14 protein-coding genes are annotated in these 14711 nt (G+C 72.9%); 10 read left to right on the forward strand and 4 right to left on the reverse strand.

Annotation, left to right across the window (positions count from 1 at the left end; translation table 11 throughout):
- The first annotated feature begins 10 nt into the window (after window positions 1-10).
- From fdhD to ACXR8F_RS04255, 4 genes are all read left to right on the forward strand, one after another.
- Entirely contained in the window at window positions 11-859 is an 849-nt protein-coding gene (fdhD, locus tag ACXR8F_RS04240) for a formate dehydrogenase accessory sulfurtransferase FdhD (protein ID WP_458798875.1), read from the forward strand.
- A 53-nt stretch (window positions 860-912) separates the two neighbouring features.
- Entirely contained in the window at window positions 913-1251 is a 339-nt protein-coding gene (locus tag ACXR8F_RS04245; RefSeq protein WP_458798876.1) for a YciI family protein, read from the forward strand.
- Between the two features lie 116 nt (window positions 1252-1367).
- Window positions 1368-2012 (forward strand): VOC family protein, encoded by a 645-nt coding sequence (locus ACXR8F_RS04250; protein ID WP_458798877.1) that lies wholly within the window; start codon window positions 1368-1370, stop codon window positions 2010-2012.
- A gap of 65 nt (window positions 2013-2077) precedes the next feature.
- On the forward strand, window positions 2078-2593 hold the full coding sequence (locus ACXR8F_RS04255; RefSeq protein WP_458798878.1) for a nitroreductase family protein: 516 nt from the start codon (window positions 2078-2080) through the stop codon (window positions 2591-2593).
- 89 nt (window positions 2594-2682) lie between these two features.
- On the opposite strand, the gene ACXR8F_RS04260 is transcribed toward ACXR8F_RS04255, so the two are convergent.
- Both ACXR8F_RS04260 and ACXR8F_RS04265 read right to left on the reverse strand, forming a co-directional pair.
- Window positions 2683-4320 (reverse strand): ABC-F family ATP-binding cassette domain-containing protein, encoded by a 1638-nt coding sequence (locus ACXR8F_RS04260; protein ID WP_458798879.1) that lies wholly within the window; start codon window positions 4318-4320, stop codon window positions 2683-2685.
- A 36-nt stretch (window positions 4321-4356) separates the two neighbouring features.
- A complete protein-coding gene (locus ACXR8F_RS04265; RefSeq protein ID WP_458798880.1) occupies window positions 4357-5550 on the reverse strand; it encodes a molybdopterin molybdotransferase MoeA in 1194 nt (397 codons plus the stop codon).
- A gap of 42 nt (window positions 5551-5592) precedes the next feature.
- Here ACXR8F_RS04265 and ACXR8F_RS04270 point away from each other — a divergent pair, with 42 nt between their 5' ends.
- The 4 genes from ACXR8F_RS04270 to ACXR8F_RS04285 all read left to right on the forward strand — a co-directional run bounded on the left by ACXR8F_RS04270 (window position 5593) and on the right by ACXR8F_RS04285 (window position 10386).
- Window positions 5593-6933, forward strand: coding sequence for a glycoside hydrolase family 1 protein (locus ACXR8F_RS04270; protein WP_458798881.1), 1341 nt, complete (start codon window positions 5593-5595; stop codon window positions 6931-6933).
- A 126-nt stretch (window positions 6934-7059) separates the two neighbouring features.
- The gene (locus ACXR8F_RS04275) at window positions 7060-8034 is read left to right on the forward strand and encodes an ABC transporter ATP-binding protein (RefSeq protein ID WP_045192854.1); all 975 of its coding nucleotides are present in this window, start codon (window positions 7060-7062) and stop codon (window positions 8032-8034) included.
- Window positions 8035-8044: 10 nt separating this feature from the next.
- Entirely contained in the window at window positions 8045-9226 is a 1182-nt protein-coding gene (locus ACXR8F_RS04280; protein WP_458798882.1) for an ABC transporter permease, read from the forward strand.
- Window positions 9223-10386, forward strand: coding sequence for an ABC transporter permease (locus ACXR8F_RS04285; protein WP_458798883.1), 1164 nt, complete (start codon window positions 9223-9225; stop codon window positions 10384-10386). The genes ACXR8F_RS04280 and ACXR8F_RS04285 overlap by 4 nt, the downstream gene beginning before the upstream one ends.
- A 165-nt stretch (window positions 10387-10551) precedes the next feature.
- On the opposite strand, the gene ACXR8F_RS04290 is transcribed toward ACXR8F_RS04285, so the two are convergent.
- Window positions 10552-11925: an L-serine ammonia-lyase gene (locus tag ACXR8F_RS04290; RefSeq protein ID WP_045192852.1), complete on the reverse strand. Its 1374-nt coding sequence runs from the start codon at window positions 11923-11925 to the stop codon at window positions 10552-10554.
- A 147-nt stretch (window positions 11926-12072) separates the two neighbouring features.
- Here ACXR8F_RS04290 and ACXR8F_RS04295 point away from each other — a divergent pair, with 147 nt between their 5' ends.
- Entirely contained in the window at window positions 12073-13020 is a 948-nt protein-coding gene (locus tag ACXR8F_RS04295; protein ID WP_045192849.1) for an ornithine cyclodeaminase family protein, read from the forward strand.
- 27 nt (window positions 13021-13047) lie between these two features.
- Here the strand turns inward: ACXR8F_RS04295 and ACXR8F_RS04300 are convergent, their stop codons facing one another.
- Complete coding sequence (locus tag ACXR8F_RS04300; RefSeq protein WP_458798884.1) at window positions 13048-13701, reverse strand: NAD(P)-dependent oxidoreductase; 654 nt, start codon at window positions 13699-13701, stop codon at window positions 13048-13050.
- 244 nt (window positions 13702-13945) lie between these two features.
- Here ACXR8F_RS04300 and ACXR8F_RS04305 point away from each other — a divergent pair, with 244 nt between their 5' ends.
- On the forward strand, window positions 13946-14674 hold the full coding sequence (locus ACXR8F_RS04305; RefSeq protein ID WP_458798886.1) for a hypothetical protein: 729 nt from the start codon (window positions 13946-13948) through the stop codon (window positions 14672-14674).
- Window positions 14675-14711: the final 37 nt, after the last annotated feature.

Genomic DNA, 14711 nt, shown 5'->3' on the forward strand with positions numbered 1-14711 from the left:
GGCTGGGCCCATGGGACGGGTCACCGTGCGGCGCAAGGTCACGACGATCGACGTCGCGACGCCGTCGACGAGCACGCGTCCCGACACGCTGACCGTCGAGGAGCCGCTCGAGCTGCGCGTCAACGGCACGCCGCTGACCGTCACCATGCGCACGCCCGGGCACGACATCGAGCTCGTGCACGGCTTCCTCATGGCCGAGGGACTGATCCGGTCGGTCGAGGACATCGCGCTCGCGCGCTACTGCGAGGGCGCCGTCGTGTCGGGCGAGAGCGGCTTCGACGAGAACACCTACAACGTCATCGACGTGACGCTGGCTGCCGGGGTGGCCGCGCCCGATGCCTCGGCGACCCGGGCGTTCTTCACGAACTCGTCGTGCGGCGTCTGCGGCAAGGCGAGCATCGAGCAGCTGCGCGCGCAGTCGGCGTTCGACGTGCGCTCCGACCCGGTGGAGCTCGCGGCGAAGGTCGTCGTCGAGCTGCCCGACGCGCTGCGGCGCGAGCAGCGCTCGTTCGACAAGACGGGTGGGCTGCACGCGGCGGGGCTCGCCACCGCCGACGGCGAGCTGCTCGTCGTGCGCGAGGACGTCGGCCGCCACAACGCCGTCGACAAGGTCGTCGGCTGGGCGCTGCAGAACGGCCGCGTGCCGGGCACGGGGTGCGTGCTCGTCGTCTCGGGGCGCGCCTCGTTCGAGCTGGTGCAGAAGGCGATCATGGCCGGCATCCCCGCGCTGGCGGCGGTGTCGGCGCCGTCGTCGCTGGCCGTCGAGTGCGCCGACGACGCGGGCATGACGCTGCTCGGCTTCGTGCGCGACGCCCGTCTCAACGTGTATGCCGGCGGGCACCGGATCACGACCACCTGACCCTCCGCCGTGGTTTGCTGCCAACCACCCACCTGACGACTGGAGAACCGAGCGTGCCGATCTTCGCGGTCCACTACACCTATCCCGACGACGTCGACGAGATGCTGACGATCCGGCCCGAGCACCGAGAATGGCTCACCAGCCTGCCCGGACTGCTGGTCGCCGGCATGTACCAGCCGGGCACCGACGAGGTGAGCGAGGGCGAGCCCACCGACCAGGAGCCGGCGAACGCTGCGCTGATCGTGTGCTCCGCGGACTCGCTCCAGGAGCTGACCTCTGCGTTCGACCAGGACCCGTACTGGCTCGGGGGCTACGTGCTGCGCCGGGTCGTGCGCACCTGGGACCCGCCGCTCGGGCCCTGGGTGGCCGACCCGACGAACTCGCCCGGCTGACGGCTCCCAGCGAGAAAGCAATCCGTCCACCGGGCGGATTGCTTCCTCGATGAGTGACTGGGGCTGCCGGGGCGTCGCGGGTAGGTTGGCGGCAGGATCCGAGGCGGGGAGGCGACGTGACGACGGTCATCGGGGCGGGCGAGTTCTACGCGGTGGCGTCAGCGGACGAGTGGCGCCTGACGTTCGAGGGGGCGCTGGCGCACTTCCCGTGCCCGGACGCCCGGCGGAGGGTCGAGTTCGCCGCGCGGGTGGTGGAGCTGGCACCGGAGGGCTACGGCCCTGACCTCGAGCTCCGGGCTGCAGGCGTCACGGTGCGGCTGCCCTCCTCGTGGGACGCCGGCGGGTTGCCCGAGGCCGCAGCCGGTCTGGCCGCCTCGGTCTCCGCGGTCGCGGCACAGGTCGGCCTGGCCGGCGACGTCTCACACCTGCAGTCGATCCAGATCGCGATCGACGGCGGGATGGAGTCGGTCCCCTTCTGGCAGGCGGTGACGGGCTACGAGCAGGTCGCCGACGCCGACATCATCGACCCGCTTCGCCGCGCGCCCGGCGTCTGGAACCAGGCCGTGAACGACGGGCGCGAGGCGCCCGCGCGGATCCACGTCGACCTCAGCACGTCGGCGGCCGAGGTCGCCCGGCGCATCGAGGCGGCCGTGCAGGCCGGCGGCCGTCTCGTCGACGACTCGCACGCCCCGCACTGGTTCACCCTGGCCGACCCCTCCGGCAACCTCGTCGACCTGGCGGCGTGGCCCGACCTGCCGTAGGTGGCGCAGCACTCCCTTGGACAGGATGGTGGCCATGCCCGGCCCGGCGGGCGCACGATGACACGGTGGAGACCTGGGACGCCCTGAGGGCGCGACGCAACGTCAGGCAGTTCACCGACCAGCCGGTCCCCGACGAGGCCCTCGACCGGATCCTCGACGCCGGGCGACGCGCCCCGTCCGCGGGCAACTGGCAGCCGTGGGACTTCGTGCTCGTGACGGACAAGGCGCAGCTCGGCGAGCTGGCGAAGGTCTGGCAGGGCGCGAGACACGTCGCCGGGGCGGCCGCCGCGATCGCGATCGTCGCGCCCCAGCCGCAGGACGACCGCCAGTCGGGGCTGCTGCAGTACGACCTCGGGCAGGCCACCTACGCGATGACGGTGGCCGCGGCCGACCTCGGCGTCGGCACGGGGCACGCCGCGGCGGCCGACCAGGACCACGCCAGAGCGGTCCTCGGCTTCCCCGACGGCCACTTCCTCGCGTACGTCCTCTCGGTCGGCTACCCCGCCGACAAGCCCCTGGCCGTCATCCACACGCTGAACCGGCGCCCCTTCGACGAGGTCGTGCACCGCGGCACCTGGTGACCCCCTCTCCGGGAGCCCCGTCCTCCCCAACACCCGTCGAGTGCTCAGTTCCCGACGCAAGCAAATGAGCACTCGAGTGGTGGTGGGTGTCAGAGGCGGGTGACCCGTCCCCCCTCGACGTGCCAGCGCTCGTCGAGCCGCACGTTCTCGAGCAGGCGCCGGTCGTGCGAGACGAGCAGCAGCGCCCCGTCGTACGACTCGAGGGCCTCCTCGAGCTGCTCGATGGCCGGCAGGTCGAGATGGTTGGTCGGCTCGTCGAGCACGAGCAGGTTGACGCCGCGGGCCTGCAGCAGCGCCATCGCGGCGCGGGTGCGCTCACCGGGAGAGAGGCGGCTGACCGGGTTCGTCACCTGGTCGGCCTTGAGTCCGAACTTGGCGAGCAGCGTGCGCCGGTCGGCGGGTGCGAGGTCCGGCACGGCCTCTCCGAAGGCGTCGCCGAGCGGCAGGTCCTCGCGCAGCCCGGTGCGGGCCTGGTCGATCTCGCCGATCGCGACGGACGCCCCGAGCGAGGCGCTGCCGGTGTCGGGCTCGACCCGCCCGAGCAGCAGCGACAGCAGGGTCGTCTTGCCGGCACCGTTGGGCCCGGTGATGCCGACGCGGCGGCGCGCCTCCACCTGCAGCGAGGCCGGCCCGAAGGTCCAGTCGCCCCGCTGCACCGTCGCCTCGTTGAGCGTCGACACGACGGTGCTCGAGCGCGGGGCCGCCGCGATGTTGAACTGCAGCACCCACTCCTTGCGCGGTTCGACGACCTCCTCGAGCCGGGCGATCCGCGACTCCATCTGGCGCACCTTGCGCGCCTGCTTCTCCGCCGAGTCGATGCTCGCCGCGCGGCGGTTCTTGTCGTTGTCGGGGCTCTTCTTCATCGCGTTGCGCACGCCCTTGGACGACCACTCCCGCTGCGTGCGGGCGCGCGCCTCGAGGTCGGCCTTGGTGCCGGCATACGCGTCGTACGCCTCGCGCGCGTGCCGTCGTGCGACCTCGCGCTCCTCGAGGTAGGACTCGTAGCCGCCGTCGTGGACCGCGACGGAGTTCTGAGCGAGGTCGAGCTCGACGATGCGGGTGACGCAGCGGGCGAGGAACTCGCGGTCGTGCGAGACGAGCACGACGCCGCCGCGCTGGCCGTGGACGAACGACTCGAGCCGCTCGAGCCCTGCGAGGTCGAGGTCGTTGGTGGGCTCGTCGAGCAGCACGAGGTCGAAGCGGCTGAGCAGCAGGGCCGCGAGCGCCGCTCGAGCGGCCTGGCCGCCGCTGAGCGAGGTCATGAGGGCCTCCGGGCCGACGTCGAGCCCGAGCTCGGCGAGCATGGGCGGGATGCGCTCGTCGAGGTCGGGGGCGCCGCTGGCCAGCCAGTGGTCGAGGGCGACGGCGTACGCGTCGTCGGCCTTGGGGTCGTCGCCGCCGAGACCGTGGGCGGCGGCCTCCATCGCCTCGGTCGCCGCGGTCGCACCGGTGCGTCGGGCGATGTGCCCGGCGACCGTCTCGCCGGGCAGGCGCTCGTGCTCCTGGGGCAGCCAGCCGACGAACGCGTCCGACGGCGCCGTCGTCACCGACCCGGCGAGCGGCTGGTCCTGCCCGGCGAGCAGGCGCAGGAGGGTCGACTTGCCGGCACCGTTCGCACCCACGACCCCGACGACGTCACCCGGCGCGACCGTGAGGTCGAGGTGCTCGAAGAGGGTCCGGTGGGCGTGGCCGCCGGCGAGGTCCTTGGCCACGAGGGTCGCGCTCACGCCGGACAGCCTAGGGCCGACCCGAGCACGTCCCGGTCACAGGTGGTGGACGACCACGTCGTCGCCGTCGATGAGCTGGTCGACCGCCTCGGGCACCTCGATGAGGCAGTTCGCGGTCGCGAGCGCCGTGAGGTGTCGTGCGTCGGGGGCGCTCACCGTGCCGTCGGGTGCGAGCACGCTGGTGACGAACTGGACCCGCCCCGTGCGGGCCCGTCGCGTCTTGCCTGCGTATGCCGCCCGGCCGGCCTGTCGGACGGGCGCGCCGTGCCGCCGGTCGAGCGCCGGACGCACGAGCACGTGGAAGGCCACGAAGGCGCCGACCGGGGTGCCGGGAAGGCACACCACCGGTGTCGAGCCGTAGCGGCCGAGGCCCTGCGGGCCACCGGGCTGCATGGCGAGGTGCACGAAGGCGAAGGTCGGCAACGGCGAGCAGACCTGGCGCACGACCTCGTAGGCGCCCGCGCTGACGCCGCCGGTCGTGACGACCACGTCGACACCGTCGTCCGCGTCGAGGGCGTCGAGCAGGGCGCGCAGCTCGTCGGGCTCGTCGGAGCAGACCTCGACCCGCACCACGGCACAGCCCGCCTCGTCGGCGAGGGCGGCGACCATGTCGGAGTTCGACTCGTGGATGCCGCCGGCCCCGGGGTCGCTCTCGGCCCGCACGAGCTCGGCCCCGGTCGCCACGACGGCGACCCGGGTCGCAGCCCAGACATCGACCTCGGTGCAGCCGGCAGACCTCCCGAGAGCGATGAGGGCGGGCGTCACCTCGGACCCCCTTGCGGCGATGACCGATCCGGCAAAGACGTCTTCGCCGCGGAGTCGCACGTGCTGGCCGTCGCTGGGCGCGGCATCGATTATCACCGTGGCGGGCGCCGGCCCGGTCGGGGCGGCGTCGGTGCGCTCCACGGGGACCACCGCGACGGTGCCCACCGGCACCCGGGCGCCGGTCATGACCCGTGCCGCCTGGCCGTCGGTCAGCTCGAAGCCCGGCGCAGAACCGGCCGGCACGTCCCCCACCACGGGGAAGGCGCGCTGGTCGGGATCGGCCGGCCGGACGGCATACCCGTCCATGGCGGACGAGTCGAAGCGTGGCAGGTCGTCGACGGCGACGAGCTCACCGGCGAGGCGGCGACCGGCGGCGTGCCGGTCGAGCGCGACCCGCTCGACGACGCCCTCGCCGAGGAGCCGCTCGACGGCGGCACGGTGCTCCGGGACAGGTACGTGACCCACGCGCGCCAGTCTGTCGCATGACGGGCCGGTACGTTGACCGGCATGGCGACCGTGGACGGCTTCCGGCTGGACGGGGTGCTGCTCGGCGTGGCCACCGCCGCGACCCAGATCGAGGGCGGTGACGTCGCGAGCAGCTGGACCGACTGGGCCGACCGCCCCGGCACGATCCGTGACGGCTCGTCGCCGCGGCGCGCCACCGACCACTGGAACCGGTGTAGTGAGGACACCGAGCTGATGTCGTCGCTCGGGGTGCAGGTCTACCGGATGAGCGTGGAGTGGGCCCGGCTCGAGCCACGGCCCGGCGAGTGGGACGACGCAGCGTTCGCGCACTACCGCGACGAGCTGGACCTCCTGCGCGAGAGGGGGATCCGCCCGCTGGTGACCCTCCACCACTTCAGCCAGCCGCTGTGGTTCGAGCGCGACGGCGGGTGGCTCGGGCCCGGCGCGCTGTGGGTGTGGGAGCGGTTCGTCACCCAGGTCGTGACGCGGCTGGGCGACCTCGTCACGGAGTGGGTCACCGTCAACGAGCCCAACGTCTTCGTCACCGGTGCCCACGTCTTCGGCGACTTCCCACCCGGCCACCGCTCGCTCCGCGAGGGCCTGCGGGTGTACTCCGTGCTCGCGGCCGCGCACCTGCGGGCGTACGCCCTCATCCACGCACTGCAGCCCGGACCTGACACGAAGGTGGGGGTCGCCCACCACCTCCGGCCCTTCCGCCCCGGCAACCCGCGCAACCCGTGGCACCGGCTGCTGACCCCCGCCATGCGTCACCTGTTCCAGGACGCGATCGTGGGTGCGATGACGACCGGGGAGTTCACGGCCCCGCTCCGCCGGCCACCCGGCATACCGAAGCAGGGTGACGGCTCGGGAACGGGACGGTACGCCGACTTCTTCGGCCTCAACTACTACTCGCGCACGACGGTGACGCGCTTCGACGACGGCACTCCGCCCGGGGTGCCCGTCAACGACCTCGGGTGGGAGGTCTACCCCGCCGGGCTGGGCGAGACCGCCCGGTGGGCGTGGGAGACGTACGGCCTGCCGGTGTGGGTGACCGAGAACGGCACGGCGGACGCTGCCGACGCGTTCCGGTCGCGCTACCTGTGGGAGCACCTGTCGGTCGTGAGCGACGTTCGGGCACAAGGGGTTCCGGTCGACCGCTACTACCACTGGTGTTTCGTCGACAACTGGGAGTGGAACGAGGGCGAGGGCCCGCGCTTCGGGCTGGTGGCCCTCGACCACGACACGCAGCAGCGCACCGTGCGCGACTCGGGGCGCTTCTTCGCCGAGGTCGTGCGGGCCGGCGGTGGCACTCCCGAGCTGTACGACCAGTACGTGGCCGGGCAGGCGTACCCGGTGAGCGAGTCGGAGAGCCACCACCGCTGACGCCCCCGGCAACCTCGTCGCTGGTGTCGAACCTCACGGGGATGGGTGACGGATGTCCCGGGTGCCGCCACGGTGACTCTCCTACGCTCGGTAGTGGAAGCGTCGACGAGCGGGGCGGAGGGCATCGTGCGGACGGACGGGGCCACAGCGGAGCCGACAGGACGCGGCGACGTGCTCGTCGTCGACCACCTCGTACGCCGGTTCGGTGACCTGACCGCCGTCGACGGGGTCTCGTTCCGCATCGCCGCGGGCGAGACCTACGGCCTGCTGGGCCCCAACGGCGCCGGCAAGACGACGATCATCTCGATGGTCGCGGGGCTCATCGCGCCCGACGAGGGCACCGTGACCGTCGCAGGCGAGCAGATGGGCCGCACGGCCGTCGCGCCCAAGCGCCACATCGGCCTCGTGCCGCAGGACCTCGCCGTCTACCCCGAGCTCACGGCCCGTGAGAACCTCGTGCTCTTCGGCCGGCTCCAGGGGATGACCGGTCCGCAGCTCACGGCCCGCGTCGCCGAGGTCACCGAGCTCATCGGCCTCACCGGGCGCGCGAAGGACCCGACCAAGGAGTACTCCGGCGGCATGAAGCGCCGGCTCAACATCGGGATCGGCCTGCTCCACCGGCCCACGCTGCTCATCCTCGACGAACCGACGGTGGGAGTGGACCCGCAGTCACGCAACCAGATCCTCGAGTCGGTCGAGCGGCTGTCGGTCGAGGGCATGGCCGTGCTCTACACGACGCACTACATGGAGGAGGCCGAGCGCCTCTGCGACCGGATCGGCATCATCGACAGCGGCGTCCTGCAGGCGGAGGGGACCCGCGACGAGCTCGTCCGCCTCACCGGGGCCGTCGACCACATCCGGCTCTCCGGCACGGGCGACACGCACGCCGCCGCCGAGGCGCTGCGGGCCCTGCCGTCGGTGTCGCAGGTCGACGTCGACCGGCGCGAGCTGCGCCTCACCGTCGGTGACGCGCCGAGCGCGGTCGCGCAGGTCGTCACCCGGGCGACGGACGCGGGGATGAGCCTCGCCGACGTCGAGATCACCCGGCCCGACCTCGAGTCCGTCTTCCTGCACCTCACCGGCAAGGCCCTGCGGGACTGAGGACGAGACGATGCGCCCGCTCTGGACCATGGCGATCTCGGACCTGCGGCAGCGGGCCCGCGACAAGTCGGTCTTCATCTTCGGCATCGCGGTGCCGTTGGCCCTGATGGGTGTGCTCAACCTCGTCATCGGCAATCTCCTGAGCCGCGACCTGACGCCGGTCACCGTCGCCGTCTCCGTGCCCGTCGGCGACGAGGCGGGGCAGAGCCTCGTCGGCACGCTGCGCTCGCTCGGTGACATCGACGGCGCCGGTGGCTTCGACGTCAGGGTGCGGCCGGTCTCGCCCTCGGACGTGCGCCGGCTGGTGGCCGGTGACGAGGCGGACCTCGGGCTGACCGTGCCCGACGGCTTCGGGGCGGCGCTGCTGCACGGCGCTCCGAAGGACGTCACCGTGGTCGACGGGGGCGGCGGCATCGAGAACGACGTCGTCATCTCGGTCGTGACCGGGACCGTCGACCGCTACCGCGCGGCCACGGTGGCCGCGACGGCCGCAGGCAGGGTCGGCTTGCCGGCCTCCGACCTCGCCGCCATCGGCCGGGAGGTGGCGACAGCGACCCCGACGATCGCCCTCACGGAGGGCCGGGCGTCCGACGAGCAGCTCTCCACGACAGGGGCGCTCGTCGCCGGCCAGGCCGGACTCTTCCTGCTCTTCACGGTCGGGTTCGGTGTGCTCGGTCTCGTCAACGAGCGCGAGCAGGGCACCCTTGCGCGGTTGCGCTCCATGCCGATGCGCCCCGGGCTGATCGTGGCGGCCAAGGCCCTGGTCAGCTTCATCCTCGGTGTCGTCGCGACCACCGTGCTGCTGACCGCCGGCAGTTTGATCTTCGACGTCGACTTCGGGTCGCCGCTCGCGGTGGCGGTGCTCGTCCTCGGCGCCGTCACGGCAGGCACCTCGATCACGTTCGTCATCGCGCGGATCGCACGCACCGCGGAGCAGTCGAACGTCGCGCAGTCCATCGTGGCCCTCGTGCTCGGCATCGCCGGAGGCGCATTCTTCCCGCTCAACGCCGGGGGCGTGCTCGGCACCCTGCTCGACGCGAACCCGGTGGGAGCCTTCATCCGCGGGCTCGGCATCACCTCCGGCGGCGGAGGCGTCGGCGACATCGGCGTGCCGGTGCTGGTCCTCCTCGTCTTCGCGGTGGTCATGGTCGGCGTCTCGCGCGTGGTGCCGGACCGGGGGGACGCGCTGTGAGGCCCGTGCTCGCCATCGTCACCGCCGAGCTGCGGCGCTTCCTGCGCGACCGTTCGAACCTCTTCTTCGTCTTCATCTTCCCGCTCGTGCTCGTGCTCGTCATCGGTGCGCAGTTCGGCAGCGGAGCGACGGCGGGCAAGGTCGCCGTCGCCGGTGAGAGCGGCGCGATGGTGGCCGCCCTGACGACGCAGCTGGAGTCGGAGGGGCTGGCGGTCACGAGCGGCTCGCGCGAGGACGTGCTCGAGCAGGTGTCGCGGGGCCGGGCGGCCGTCACCGTGCTCGTGCCCGACGGCGCGGGCGCCGCCTTCGCCGCAGGACGACCTGTCACCCTCGAGGTCGTCCCCGGCTCGGCGAGCAATGCCCTCGCCGTGCAGCAGCGCGTGCGCGGAGCGGTCGACGTCCTCCAGCTCGACCAGGCCCAGCTCGCCGCGCTCACCGGGCGTGGGGTCGCCGCGCCGGCAGCCCGGGCGGCCGTGGATGCGGCGCGTGCCCAGGTGACCGGGCCGTCGACGCGCGTGGAGAACGTCGACGCACTGGCCCGCGAGTTCCAGGGTGTCGGCCAGTTCGACGTCGGCGCGGCCTCCCAGCTGCTGCTCTTCACGTTCCTCACGTCGCTCGCCGGCTCGGCGACCCTCATCCAGGCGCGGCGCCACGGCGTCATCGCCCGCACGATGGCGGCGCCCGTCTCGTCGGCCCAGGTGCTGCTCGGCCAGGCCGGGGGTCGGCTCGTCATCGCTCTCGCGCAGGGCATCTACATCGTCGTCGCGACCTCGGTGCTCTTCGGCGTCGACTGGGGGAACATCTGGCTCACCGGTCTCGTGCTGCTCGTCTTCGGTGCCGTGTCGGCCGGGCTCGCCATGGTGCTCGGGTCGCTCGTCGACAACGAGGGCGCGGCAGGCGGGCTCGGGGTCGGCCTGGGCCTGGTGCTCGCCGGTCTCGGCGGCGGCATGGTTCCGCTCGAGGTGTTCAGCGACACGCTGCGCGGGGTCGCCCACGTGACACCGCACGCGTGGGCCTACGAGGCCTTCGCCGAGATCCAGCGCCGCGACGGCACGCTCGTCGACGTGCTGCCGCAGCTCGGGGTGCTCACGGCGATGGCCGTCGCCGCGCTGGCCGTCGGCGCGTGGGCCCTGCGGCGCAGCCTCGCCCGCGCCATGTGACCTCCACCTGCTCCACGGGAGCCCCCGGCCGTCGTCGTCCCCCTTGGCAACACACCCGACAACGGTCAGGCCGCGGTGGTTGCAACCCTGCGCGGTTGACCGCTACCGGGTGTGTTGCAGGGTGGGTGAGGCGGGGTCAGGGCGTCCTCGCGTGCCCACGGGGTTTCAGCACTCGATGACGTTGACGGCCAGGCCGCCGCGGGCGGTCTCCTTGTACTTGACCTTCATGTCGGCGCCCGTCTCGCGCATCGTCTTGATGACCTTGTCCAGGGACACGACGTGCGACCCGTCCCCGCGCATGGCCGTGCGGGCGGCCGTGATGGCCTTGACCGAGGCGATCGCGTTGCGTTCGATGCACGGGATCTGCACCAGACCACCGACCGGGTCGCACGTCAGGCCCAAGTTGTGCTCCATCCCGATCTCGGCCGCGTTCTCCACCTGCTCCGGGGTGCCGCCCATGACGGCCGCCATGGCGCCGGCCGCCATGGAGCAGGCCGAACCCACCTCGCCCTGACAGCCGACCTCGGCCCCGGAGATCGAGGCCGTCTCCTTGTAGATGACCCCGATCGCACCCGCCGTCAGCAGGAAGCGCACGATGCCGTCGCGGTCCGCGCCGTTGACGAAGTTCGCGTAGTAGTGCAGCACCGCCGGGATGATGCCGGCCGCGCCGTTGGTCGGAGCGGTGACGACACGGCCGCCCGAGGCGTTCTCCTCGTTCACGGCCAATGCGTAAAGGGTGATCCAGTCCATGCCGCGCAGCGGGTCGTCGCTCGTGGCCTCCAGGCGCAGGCGGCGGGCCAGCTCGGGGGCGCGCCGCCGCACCCGCAGCCCGCCGGGCAGCACGCCCTCGGTGTCGATGCCGTTGCGCACGCACTCCTTCATCACGCGCCAGATCTCGAGCAGGCCGTCACGCACCTCCTGCTCGGTGCGCCACGAGAGCTCGTTCTCCAGCATGATCCGCGAGATCGACTTGCCGGTCTCCTTGCAGTGCGCCAGCAGCTCGTCACCCGTGCGGAACGGGTGGGCGACCGGTGTCGAGTCGGCGACGATCTTCGTCTCGCCGTCCGCGTCGCCTCCGACGACGAAGCCACCGCCGACGGAGTAGTAGGTGCGCTCCGCGAGCACCTGCCCGCCGGCGTCGAGCGCGGTGAACGTCATGCCGTTCGGGTGCACCGGCAGCGTCTTGCGCCGGTGCAGCACCAGGTCCTCGTCCTCGACGAACGCGATCTCGTGCACCCCCAACAGCGACACACGCTTGCTCGCCCGGATCTGCGCCAACCGGCCCTCGACCGCTCGCGGGTCACACGACTCGGGCCGCTCCCCCGTCAACCCGAGCAGCACCGCCTTGTCGCTGCCGTGCCCGTGCCCCGTCGCCCCCAACGACCCGAACAGCTGCGAGCGCACCCGAGCCACCCGCTCCAGCACGCCGTCCTCCCGCAGTCGCTGAGCGAACATCTCCGCCGCCCGCATCGGCCCCACGGTGTGCGAGCTCGACGGCCCGATACCGACCGAGAACAGATCGAAAACGCTGAGGGCCATGGTGTCCTGACTTCGTGTCGTCGCTGACGGCTGCCGCCCGGGGTGTGGACGACCTGTCGAGCGTACGTCCAGCGCCGCCAGGCACGCACACAGCCCGGCCCGAGCCCTGCGGGCACGCTCCTGCCAGCCCCCACCTAGAGTCGAGCAATGCCACAACCACGCTGGGTCGACGCCGCCACGGTTCGCCGGTCGCTGACGCCCGACCGCGCCCGGCGGTTGGTGCGGCAGGCGCTGGCCGACGGCCTCGACCCCTCCGCCGACCCGCTGCGTCAGGCGGTGCCCGCAGGCGAGGGGCAGCTGCTCCTCATGCCGTCCGTCGGCCGCAGGTCGGCCGGAGTCAAGGTGCTGTCCGTCGCCCCCGGCAACCCGGCGCGCGACCTCGAGCGCATCCAGGCCCTCTACGTGCTGATGGACGCCGAGACCCTCACCCCGTCGGTGCTCATCGACGGTTCCGCCGTCACGACGCTGCGCACGCCGGCCGTCTCGGCGGTCGCGATGGACGCGCTGGCGCCGGCCGAGGTCGAGGCAGCCGTGGTCTTCGGCACGGGCCCGCAGGCCGTCGGTCACGTGGAGGCGTTGCTCGCCATCCGGCATACGGCCTCGGTGACGGTAGTGGGGCGGCGCTCCGAAGCCGCCCGGTCCACCGCCCAACGGGTCTCGAGCCTCAGGGGCAGCGGGCGGCTGGACGTGCGGGCCCTGACCGTCGACGACGCCGCGGTCGAGGACGCGGTGCGGCAGGCGCAGGTCGTCGTCACGGCAACGTCCGCCGCCACGCCGGTGCTCGGCGACGACTGGGTGGCCGACGGCGCGTGCGTCGTGGCGATCGGGTCGCACGAGGCGCACCGCCGTGAGCTGGGTTCCGGCCTGCTCGGACGCTCCCTCGTCGTCGTCGAGGACATCACCACCGCCCACCGGGAGGCCGGCGACGTCATCCTCGCGGCCGCGCAGGGCGCGATCGACTGGGACGACGTGAAGACCCTTCAGGAGGTCGTGCTCGGACGGGTCAGGCGAGCCGGTGACCGGCCGAACGTCTTCAAGAGCGTCGGCATGGCGTGGCAGGACCTCGTCATCGCCGAGCACGTCGCCCGGCACTGACGAGGCGGGTCCGGCGGGCCAGTCGGGTCAGGCGCCGCCGACGACCTCGTCGATCGGCGACGGCCCGTCGTTGAAGGCGATGACGCGCCGCGACGTCGAGTCGGGGTGCGACACGACCGACCGGATCACGTGGGCGACGTTGTCGCGCGAGACCTGCGCGGCCGTGACGTCCTCGCCTGCGGCGATGTGTCCCGTCGCCGCGTCGAGCGTCAGGGCGCTCGGGCGCAGGATCGTCCAGGCGAGGTCGGTGCCCTCGAGGTACGCGTCCGCCGCGGTCTTCGCGTCCGCATAGGCGTGGAACGGGTTGTCCTGCGGCACACCGTGATCCGGGCCCGCGCCGAAGTAGGACACCATGACGTAGCGGCTGACTCCGGCGGCGGCCGTCGCGTCCATCGAGCGAATGGCGGCGTCGCGGTCGACCGCATACGTACGCGCGGGGTTGCCGCCGCCCGCGCCGGCCGACCAGACGACGACGTCGCTGCCGCGCACGAGCTCGGTGAGCTGCTCGGTGGACGCCGACTCCACGTCGACCACTGCGGGGGTCGCGCCGGTCGCCTGGACGTCGGCGACGTGGTCGGGATTGCGCACCACGGAGGTGACGTCGTGGCCGTCGGCGACGAGGAGCGGGGCGGCGAGCAGCGCGACCTTGCCGTGGCCGCCGATGAGAAGGACTCGTGACATGACTCCACCATCGCAGAGGAGCGCCGCGAACGCTCCCGAGCGGGGTGGCGCACGCGACACTCTCCCGAGCAGCGCAGCGTGTTCGGGTCGTGTATGTTCTCCCTCGGCTGAGGCGCCAGGCGCCTCGCCACGGTTCGCCGGCCGCCCTCACGGTCACTGAGTTTCCTTGTGTCACAACACCCTCCACCTTCGCGGCTCGTGACCCGATCGGTCTGTGCCGCCCTGCCCGGAAGCGCACTCACTGATGCCCAGAACCACCCATGCCGGCGTGCCGTCGCGCGCCGCAGCCCTCCTCGTCGCCACCACCTTCGCCGCCGCGGGCACGTGGAGCCTCGGCGCTCCGTCCGCCTCGGCGACCCCCGGCGACCCGCACAAGGTGTGGGTCTGCAAGTACGTGCACAAGCCCGGTGCGGACGAGGTGCTCAAGGGCGGCAAGAACCCGATCCACGTCGACGCCGCCTCGCTGACCAACGACCGCGGTGTGGCGCCCGCGCTCGGCGACACCTTCTCCGACGGCCAGTTCCTCTCTGTCGTGGTGTCGCTCGACGACGAGGCACCCGCCACCGAGTGCCCGACGACGCAGCAGCGCGAGGCGACCGGCACGTCCGCACGCCCTGGCACCGCCACCATCCCGACGCCGACCGCCACCGTGACCACCAGCCCGGCCCCGACCGCACCTGGCAGCGGCCCCGTCGTCGCCGGCGGCGCCACCGCCCCGAGGAGCACGCCGGCCATCGACCCGGCGCCGCCCGTCGTCGCGGACGCCGCCGTCGCCGAGGCGCCGGCGACCGTCGCGTTCGCGCCCGTCCCGGCCCTCGGTGAGGGTGCCCCCGACACAGGCGGCATGGGCCAGGTGGCGGACCGCACGAGCCCGCTCGACATCGTCATCGGTGTGGGCGCCCTGGCGCTCGCCGGCGGCGTGCTCGCCCTGCGGACCCGCCGTCGCCGGCGCGACACCGTCGAGGTCGACTGATCAGCGGCCGACACCGGGAGCACCGCCGTGCGTCTGT

Source organism: Terrabacter sp. AAH1 (assembly GCF_054456855.1).